We start from the raw sequence: 8,426 nt of genomic DNA on the forward strand, positions 1-8,426 counted from the left end.
CCGGACAAGGCGCGACCGTTGCGCGTACACCGTCGATCCATTGCGCGCCGACGGCCGCTGGCAGCGATTCATTGCGCTCGTCGTCGTCTCTGCAGGTCAAGCAGGTGACACAGGGCTCAGCCCGACGCCTCCTCGGAGACCCGCAGCCCGAGCATCACCAGCCCGCCCGACAACTGCCGAGGGCGGCTGCCGGCCGCCGCCGTCACCCTACTCGGGCGACCCCGACGAGTACCGCCGCAGCAGCGGCGACAGCACCAGCACGGACTTTGTCCGTTCCACATAGGGCTCGCCCGCGATCCGTTCGAGCACCTGCTCAAAATGGCGCATGTCCGCCGCGAAGACCTGCACGATCGCGTCGGCCTCCCCCGTCACCGTGGAGGCCGACGCGATCTCCGGATACCGCGCAAGCCCCTGCTTGATCGCCTCCGGCGACGTATTGCGGCTGCAGTAGATCTCGATGAACCCCTCGGTCTCCCACCCCAGCGCCGCCGGGTCCACCCGCACCGTGAAGCCGGTGATCGCGCCCTCGGCGCGCAGCCGGTCCACACGGCGTTTCACGGCGGGTGCGGAGAGGCCGATGATCGCGCCGATGTCCGCGTAGGAGCGCCGGGCGTCTTCGGCGAGGGCGTGGACGATGCGTTCGTCGAGGTCGTTCAGGCGCACTTCGGGCGGTTCACTTCTCTGCGATGGCCGGTTTCGGGGGCGGCATGGGCCGCCCCCGAAGTAGACCATGAGCGGCCCCGCAGGGCTCACTCACCGCATCCGGTGACCGGTCAGAACGGGAACTGCGAGCGGCCGTGCTGCACCGAGATCCACTTCTGGGTGGTGAAGGCCTCGACCATCGACTCACCGTTCAGCCGGCCGAGGCCGGAGCTCTTCTCGCCGCCGAAGGGGACGATGGGCTCGTCATGGACCGTGCCGTCGTTGATGTGGATCATGCCGGTGTGGATGCGCTGCCCGATCCGTACGCCGCGCTCGATGTTGCCGGTGTGCACCGCGCCGCTCAGACCGTACGGGGTGTCGTTGGCGATCCGTACCGCCTCGTCCTCACCGTCGAACGGCACGAGGAGCGCGACCGGCCCGAAGATCTCCTGGGACAGGACGGGGGAATCGGCGGCCAGACCGGTCAGCACGGACGGGCTCACCAGGTTGCCGTCAGCGCTGCCGTGCAGCAGAGCCGTCGCACCGGCCTCGACGGTCTGGTCGACGAGTGAGGAAATGGCCTCGGCCTGCGAGGAGTTGATCAGCGGGCCGATCTGGGTCTCGGGGTCGGCCGGGTCACCCACCCGCAAGGACGCGACCTTGGCGACGAACTTCTCGGTGAACTCCTTCTCCACCGAGCGGTCGACCAGGATCCGGTTCGCGGCCATGCAGACCTGGCCCTGGTGCACGTACCGGCTGAAGACAGCCGCATCCACGGCGTAGTCCAGATCGGCGTCGTCGAGGACGATGAGCGCGCTGTTGCCACCGAGTTCGAGCACGGCGCGCTTGAGGTTCGCCGCGCAGACCGTGGCGACGTGCCGTCCCACCTTGTCCGAGCCGGTGAAGGAGATGACCTGCGGAATGGGGTGCTCCAGCAGTGCGTCCCCGATCTCCGCGATGTCGGTGACCACGACGTTCAGGAGCCCGGCCGGCAGCCCCGCCTCCTCGAACACCTTCGCCACCAGCGTGCCGCCGCAGACCGGGGTGTTCTGGTGCGGCTTGAGCACCACGGCGTTACCGAGCGCCAGTGCGGGAGCGACCGACTTCAGCGACAGCAGGAACGGGAAGTTGAAGGGGCTGATGACACCCACGACACCGACGGGCACGCGGTAGACACGGTTCTCCTTGCCCTCGGTCGGCGAGGGCAGTATCTGCCCGGAGGGCCGCAGCGCGAGCTGGATCGACTCCCGCAGGAACTCCTTGGCGAGATGCAGCTCGAAGGCCGCCTTCAGCCGGGTGCCGCCCAGTTCCGCGACGATCGCGTCGCCGATCTCGGGCTCGCGCTCCTCGACGACGCGCAGCGCCCGCTCCAGCACCAGTCGACGGGCGTACGGGTTGGTGTCGCCCCACGCCCGCTGGGCGGCCTCGGCCGACCGGTACGCCAGGTCCACCTCGTCGGCCGTGGCGACCGTGATCGAGGCGAGCTTCTCTCCGTTGTACGGATTGAAGTCGATGATGTCCCAGGACCCCTTGCCCGACCTCCACTCTCCGTCGACGTACTGATGGGCCAGGTCGGTGAAGAAGGACATGAGATCCCTTACCGCAGAGAGGAAGGCAGCTGATTGCGCTTCATATTACTTATATTTAAATGCGGTTGAAGCGGATCGCCATGGTATCCGAGGGCCGGAATCGGACATCCCTGACGCGCGGCGAGGACACCCGAAAACGACGTTGCCCCTCACGGCACGAACGGCTGTGAGGGGCAACGTCGTTGCGGGAATCCGGGATCAATTCCAGCTGGCGTGCAGCGGCTTGCCCTCGGCGTAACCCGCGGCGCTCTGCATCCCGACGACCGCCTTCTCGGCGAACTCCTCCAGGGAGGCCGCGCCGGCGTAGGTACAGGAGGAGCGGACGCCCGCGATGATCGAGTCGATCAGGTCCTCGACGCCGGGCCGGGCCGGGTCGAGGAACATCCGCGAGGTGGAGATGCCCTCCTCGAAGAGCGCCTTGCGAGCCCGGTCGTACGCCGACTCGTCCGACGTACGGTTCTTCACCGCGCGCGCGGACGCCATGCCGAAGGACTCCTTGTAGAAGCGGCCGTCGGCGGTCTGCTGGAGGTCACCGGGCGACTCGTACGTACCGGCGAACCAGGAGCCGATCATCACGTTGGACGCGCCCGCGGCGAGCGCCATGGCGACATCGCGCGGGTGACGGACGCCGCCGTCCGCCCAGACGTGCTTGCCGTACTTCTTCGCCTCGGCGGCGCACTCCAGGACGGCGGAGAACTGCGGACGGCCCACACCGGTCATCATCCGGGTGGTGCACATGGCGCCGGGGCCGACACCGACCTTGATGATGTCCGCGCCGGCCTCGACGAGGTCGCGCACACCCTCGGCGGCGACGATGTTGCCCGCGACGATCGGCACCTGCGGGTCGAGCGCCCGGACGGCCCTGACCGCGCTGATCATGGACTCCTGGTGGCCGTGGGCGGTGTCCACGACGAGCGTGTCGACGCCCGCGTCGAGGAGCTGCTTGGCCTTGCCGGCCACATCGCCGTTGATCCCGACGGCAGCGGCGATCCGCAGCTTGCCGGCTGCGTCGGTGGCAGGGGCGTACAGAGTGGCGCGCAGTGCGGCCTTACGGGTGAGGATGCCGACGAGCCGGCCGTCCGCGCCGACCGCAGGGGCGAGCTTGCGGTGGGCGCCGTCGAGCTTGGTGAACGCGTCGCGCGGGTCGATGTCCGCGTCGAGCAGCACCAGATCCTTGGACATGACCTCGGAGAGCTGGGTGAAGCGGTCGACACCGGTCAGGTCGTGGTCGGTGACGACACCGAGGGGCCGCTGCTCCTCGTCGACGACGACACCCGCGCCGTGCGCGCGCTTCGGCAGAAGGGACAGGGCGTCGGCGACCGTCTGGCCCGGGGCCAGCACGATCGGTGTGTCGAGCACGAGGTGGCGCGTTTTCACCCAGGAGATGACATCGGTGACGACGTCGATCGGGATGTCCTGAGGGATGACGACGAGCCCGCCGCGGCGGGCGACCGTTTCGGCCATCCGGCGGCCCGCGATGGCCGTCATGTTCGCGACGACGAGCGGGATGGTGGTGCCGCTGCCGTCGCGCGAGGAGAGGTCGACACCCTGGCGGGAACCGACCGCCGAACGGCCCGGAACCATGAAGACATCGTCGTACGTGAGGTCGTACGGGACCGAGGGGGAGTCTGTGTAGCGACCAGTACCGGGCTCAAGAAAACGCATAACGCTCATTTTTTCATACGAAACGGAGCAGGTCGCTTCCACGAAGACACAACGAACAGCCCCCACGCTCGTACGTTTCCCCAAAGGAACGGAGCGGGAGTACCGGGCAGGTTGAGCCCGCCTTGCCCACGGCCCTACCCGCACGGCATCCGAATCATTCGCGATCATCTTTCCTGGACCTGGTGACAAGAGGTCGGGTAGCTTCCAATCCGCAGGTCCCGTGGGTCACGAATATTGCCCCGGAGGAACAGGCGGATGGGTACAACTTCCGTCACACGTACAACCGGAGAGGATCACGACCCACCCGTGGAGAGCGAACTGCCGGACATCTACTGCCCGTTCCCGCAGCGGACGAATCCGCATGTCGGGCACACCCGATCCCATCTCGACACCTGGATCCGCAACACCGGTCTGGTACACCGTGATTCAGCCAGGGAGCGCTTCGAGCAGGCGGACTTCGGAGCGTTCGTCGGCATGGTGCATCCGACCGCCGACAGCAAGAATCTCGACCTCGTCGCCGACTGGTTCGTATGGCTGTTTCTCGTCGACGACCAGCTCGACGACGGCCATCTCGGCCGCAGCCCGGAGCGGGTGCGGGACGTGGTCGCGGTGATGCGGTCCGTGATCGAGGGCGCCGGTTCGGCCACCCTGCCCGACGATGATCTCCCCGCCGCCGTGGTCGCCCTGGTCGATCTGTGGGAACGGACGACGCCGTCCGCCGCCGCACACTGGCGCACCCGGTTCGGCCGCCACCTGACCACGTATCTCACGACGGCCACCGCCTGGGAGGCCGGGAACCGGGCCGCGGGTGTGGTGCCGTCCGAGGAGTCGTACATCGCCAAGCGTCGTCACACCGGCGCGATACATGTCTGCATGGACCTGATAGAGATCGTGGCCGGGATCGAGGCTCCCGAGTCGATCCACAACGATTCCCGGTTCATCACGGCACTGGAAGCCTCGTGCAATGTCGTGTGCTGGGCCAACGACGTGTACTCGTACGAGAAGGAACAGGTTCTCGGCGAGATCCACAATCTCGTCCATCTGGTCCGGCACCACCGCGGTTACGGCAAGGAGCAGGCGCTCAAACACGTCTGCGCGGAGATCGCCACGGAGACGGAGCGGTTCCTCACCGCCGAGGCCGAGCTGCTGGCCGCGTACCCGCAGCTGTCCTGGATGCTCGCGCCATACCTGGACGGGATGCGGAGCTGGATGCGCGGCAACCTTGACTGGTCGCGGCAGACCCCCCGGTACAACCCGGCCGATGTGAGCCAGTACGAGGAGCCGGAGCAGTACCTGGAGGCAACGGTCCTGGGCGTGGCGCGGAACTGAACCATCGAGCCGGACACTGCCCGGGCAGCGCACTCCCTGCCAGGGCAGTTCACTCGCTGTCCGGGCACTTCACTCGCCGTCATCCGCACGGCTCGACGACCGTCCGGGCAGGTTCGAGCCCGCCCGGCGTTCGATGCCGGAACGGCCACCGGGCGGCCCCGGTAACGATCACCGCCGCCCGGCCCCGGCACCCGCTCAGGCCCCGTCCGGATCCGCCCTCTCCAGCGCCGGCCGCCGCGGTGCCGCCGACTCGGTCAGCAGATAGTCGGCCGCCGCCGTATCCGTCACCAGGCTGGTGACGAGCCCGGACCGCAGCACCGCCCCGATCGCCGCAGCCTTTCGCTGGCCGCCCGCGATCGCCACCACCTCGGGGATCCGGCGCAGCCGGTCGGCCTCGACCGTGATGCACCGCTCTCCCAGGTCCCGGCCGACCCGCCGTCCCTCCGTGTCGAAGAGGTGCGCGGACATCTCGGCGGCGACGCCGAGCGAGGCGTAGTGCGCCCGCTCCTCGTCCGTGAGCATGTCGTGGACGGTGGAGATACCCGGCTCCCAGGAGCCGATGGACACCGCGGCGACCGTCACCTTGTCGAAGTAGTCGAAGGCACGGGCGATACCGGTCTGGTGGCGCAGCGCGGCGGCCGTGGCCGGGTCGGGCAGCAGCATCGGCGCGTAGATCGGGTGGGCCTCACCGCCGGCGACCTGGGCGGCCCGCCGGACCGCCTCGACCGAGCCGCGCTCGGCCGTCCCCGCGTCGTACACCCCGGTGAGCTGCACGACCGTGCACGGCGGCAGCCGGTCGAGGGCCGCCGCCATGTGGATGGTGGAACGGCCCCAGGCCAGGCCGAGCACATCGCCCTCGTTCACCAGTTCTCCGAGGAGGTCGGCCGCGACCTCACCCAGGTTCTCCGGGTCCGGTGCATCGTCCTGCTCCTCCGCGGGAGATTCGACGACGACCGCGTGGCGCAGCCCGTAGCGGGCCCTGAGCGCGTCGGAGCGCTCGGCGTCCAGCTCGGCGGGGACGCGGATCTCGATCCGTACGAGGTCGCGCTCAAGAGCCGTCTCCAGGACCCGGGCCACCTTGAAGCGGCTGACGCCGAACTCCTCGGCGATCTGGATCTTCGACTTTCCTTCGAGGTAGAAGCGGCGGGCCATGGCCGCCGCCTGCACCAGCTCCGCGGGCCCCATCCGCAGGGCGGACCGTCCCGCCGACATTGCAGACACCGCGTTCTCCTCACTGCTGTTCACACTCTCGATACGCCGTTCATCCTGTCAGATCCGGCGATCCTTGAACGGTCCCGTCGGACCGCGTTCATCTGCCCTTGGCCGGGCCGACCCGCAATCGGGGGCCGGAGTGGGTTCCGGCGCCGGTTTCCGGCTTCAGTGGCGGCACGCCCAGGCCGCCGAGGCGGTGGCCCCTTCTGCCTTGGCGCGCAGGGCGCGCACCGCTTCGGCCGGGTCCTTGGCCCCGTACACGGCCGAACCCGCGACGAAAACATCCGCACCGGCCTCGGCGCACCGCTCGATGGTGGACTCGCAGACGCCGCCGTCGACCTGGAGCCACAGTTCAAGGCCGTGCTTGGAGATCAGCTCACGGGTGCGGCGGATCTTCGGCAGCATGATGTCCAGGAACGCCTGACCGCCGAAGCCCGGCTCCACCGTCATGATCAGCAGCATGTCGAGCTCGGGGAGCAGGTCCTCGTACGGCTCGATGGGCGTCGCGGGCTTGAGCGCCATGGAGGCTCGGGCGCCCTTGGCCCGGATCTCCCGCGCCAGCCGTACGGGGGCTGCCGCGGCCTCCACGTGGAAGGTGACGGAACCGGCCCCCGCCTCGACGTACTGCGGCGCCCAGCGGTCCGGGTCCTCGATCATCAGGTGGCAGTCCAGCGGAGTGTCCGTGGCCCGGCTGAGCGAGTCCACGATCGGCACGCCGAGGGTCAGATTGGGCACAAAGTGGTTGTCCATGACATCGACGTGGAGCCAGTCGGCACCTTCGACTGCCTTCGCCTCCTCGGCGAGACGGGCGAAGTCGGCGGACAGGATGCTGGGGTTGATCTGGGCCATGTGCCAAGCCTGCCATGTTCCGCGCCACTTCCCCGCCCTGGTGCGGGCCAAAGCCTCACGGGATCATTACAGTTCGCGGAATCCAGGCCCCCGGCCGCACGATACGGGCGTTTCAGCCCGCGTCCGGCCGTTCGGGGTCGGTACCGGGGGCTTTCTCAGCCGTCTCACCCGAGTGAACTCGTCGCCGAGGGGATGGCGCCCGCCGCTCGGTCCTGCTGCGTGCCGACGCGCGAGCCGAGGGCGGCACCGCGCAGGTCGCCGGGCTCAGCTCGGAGATGCTGGGCCGACCGCCGACACGGCCGGCGGTCGGCCACCTGCAACGAACGGAGCGAGCCCCGTGCCCCTGGCCCTCGGCGCGCTCGCACCGGAGCCGCGTCACAAGCGCCGGCGAGCAGCGGATGCCGGGCGGCGTCCGCCGCTCCTTCCCGACCGACGCCGCTCCGGTGCGAGGGATCGCCCCCTTCTCACATGTTGATCATGTGCCCGGCGAGGCCGTGGACCGCCTCCTTGACCGCCTCGCCGAGGGTCGGGTGGGCGTGGACATTGCGGGCCACCTCGTGGACCGTCAGGTCCCACTGCTGGGCCAGGGTCAGCTCGGGCAGCAGTTCAGTGACGTCCGGGCCGATGAGGTGGGCACCGATGAGCTCGCCGTACTTGGCGTCGCTGATCAGCTTCACAAAGCCGGTGGTGTCGCCCAGGCCGTGCGCCTTGCCGTTGGCGGTGAACGGGAACTTCGCCACCTTGACGTCGAACCCCTTCTCACGGGCCTGCGCCTCGGTCCAGCCGAAGCTGGCGATCTGCGGCTGGCAGTAGGTGGCGCGCGGGATCATCACATGGTCGAGTTCCATCGTCTCGGCGTCCGCGAGCGTCTCCGCGGCGACCACGCCCATCGCCTCCGCCGCGTGCGCGAGCATCAGCTTCGCGGTGACGTCGCCGATGGCGTAGATGTGCGGGACGGAGGTGCGGCAGCGGCCGTCGACGTCGATCGCGCCGCGCTCGGTGACGCGGACGCCGGTGTTCTCCAGTCCTTGACATGCTCCTCGGGCTGAAGCCCGAGGATTCTGGCCGTCCCTACCTGTCGCTGCACCGCTACGCGGCACGATTGGGGTAGGCGATTCCGTGGCTTCCTGTTTCTTCGCG

Annotated in this window: 7 protein-coding genes; 1 reads left to right on the plus strand and 6 read right to left on the minus strand. The window is 69.0% G+C overall.

The features are described from left to right. Positions 1 to 207: 207 nt before the first annotated feature. The 3 genes from ABTZ94_RS19630 to ABTZ94_RS19640 form a co-directional block, all read right to left on the minus strand. Entirely contained in the window at positions 208 to 663 is a 456-nt protein-coding gene (locus ABTZ94_RS19630) for an Lrp/AsnC family transcriptional regulator (RefSeq protein WP_351202323.1), read from the minus strand. Positions 664 to 773: 110 nt separating this feature from the next. Further along, complete coding sequence (locus ABTZ94_RS19635; protein ID WP_351202324.1) at positions 774 to 2,231, minus strand: aldehyde dehydrogenase family protein; 1,458 nt, start codon at positions 2,229 to 2,231, stop codon at positions 774 to 776. A 198-nt stretch (positions 2,232 to 2,429) separates the two neighbouring features. Continuing rightward, positions 2,430 to 3,896: a GuaB1 family IMP dehydrogenase-related protein gene (locus ABTZ94_RS19640; protein ID WP_351202325.1), complete on the minus strand. Its 1,467-nt coding sequence runs from the start codon at positions 3,894 to 3,896 to the stop codon at positions 2,430 to 2,432. A 306-nt stretch (positions 3,897 to 4,202) separates the two neighbouring features. On the opposite strand from ABTZ94_RS19640, the gene ABTZ94_RS19645 reads away from it, so the two are divergent. Then, positions 4,203 to 5,225: a terpene synthase family protein gene (locus tag ABTZ94_RS19645; RefSeq protein WP_351202326.1), complete on the plus strand. Its 1,023-nt coding sequence runs from the start codon at positions 4,203 to 4,205 to the stop codon at positions 5,223 to 5,225. A gap of 195 nt (positions 5,226 to 5,420) precedes the next feature. Here ABTZ94_RS19645 and ABTZ94_RS19650 read toward each other — a convergent pair whose 3' ends face one another. From ABTZ94_RS19650 to ABTZ94_RS19660, 3 genes are all read right to left on the minus strand, one after another. Beyond that, positions 5,421 to 6,437 (minus strand): sugar-binding transcriptional regulator, encoded by a 1,017-nt coding sequence (locus tag ABTZ94_RS19650; RefSeq protein ID WP_351202329.1) that lies wholly within the window; start codon positions 6,435 to 6,437, stop codon positions 5,421 to 5,423. Positions 6,438 to 6,602: 165 nt separating this feature from the next. Continuing rightward, the gene (rpe, locus tag ABTZ94_RS19655; RefSeq protein WP_351202327.1) at positions 6,603 to 7,286 is read right to left on the minus strand and encodes a ribulose-phosphate 3-epimerase; all 684 of its coding nucleotides are present in this window, start codon (positions 7,284 to 7,286) and stop codon (positions 6,603 to 6,605) included. A gap of 464 nt (positions 7,287 to 7,750) precedes the next feature. Continuing rightward, the coding region (locus ABTZ94_RS19660; protein WP_351202328.1) for an oxidoreductase dimerization domain-containing protein at positions 7,751 to 8,426 on the minus strand (676 nt) is incomplete at its 5' end.

This window comes from Streptomyces sp. NPDC002785 (assembly GCF_040295565.1).
Taxonomy (GTDB): domain Bacteria; phylum Actinomycetota; class Actinomycetes; order Streptomycetales; family Streptomycetaceae; genus Streptomyces.

What these genes read in the sequence shown, in the direction of transcription:
- ABTZ94_RS19635 (WP_351202324.1), bottom strand. Translation starts at nt 2,231, where the DNA reads ATGTCCTTCTTCACCGACCTGGCCCATCAGTACGTCGACGGAGAGTGG.
- ABTZ94_RS19640 (WP_351202325.1), bottom strand. Translation starts at nt 3,896, where the DNA reads ATGCGTTTTCTTGAGCCCGGTACTGGTCGCTACACAGACTCCCCCTCG.
- ABTZ94_RS19650 (WP_351202329.1), bottom strand. Translation starts at nt 6,437, where the DNA reads ATGTCGGCGGGACGGTCCGCCCTGCGGATGGGGCCCGCGGAGCTGGTG.
- rpe (WP_351202327.1), bottom strand. Translation starts at nt 7,286, where the DNA reads ATGGCCCAGATCAACCCCAGCATCCTGTCCGCCGACTTCGCCCGTCTC.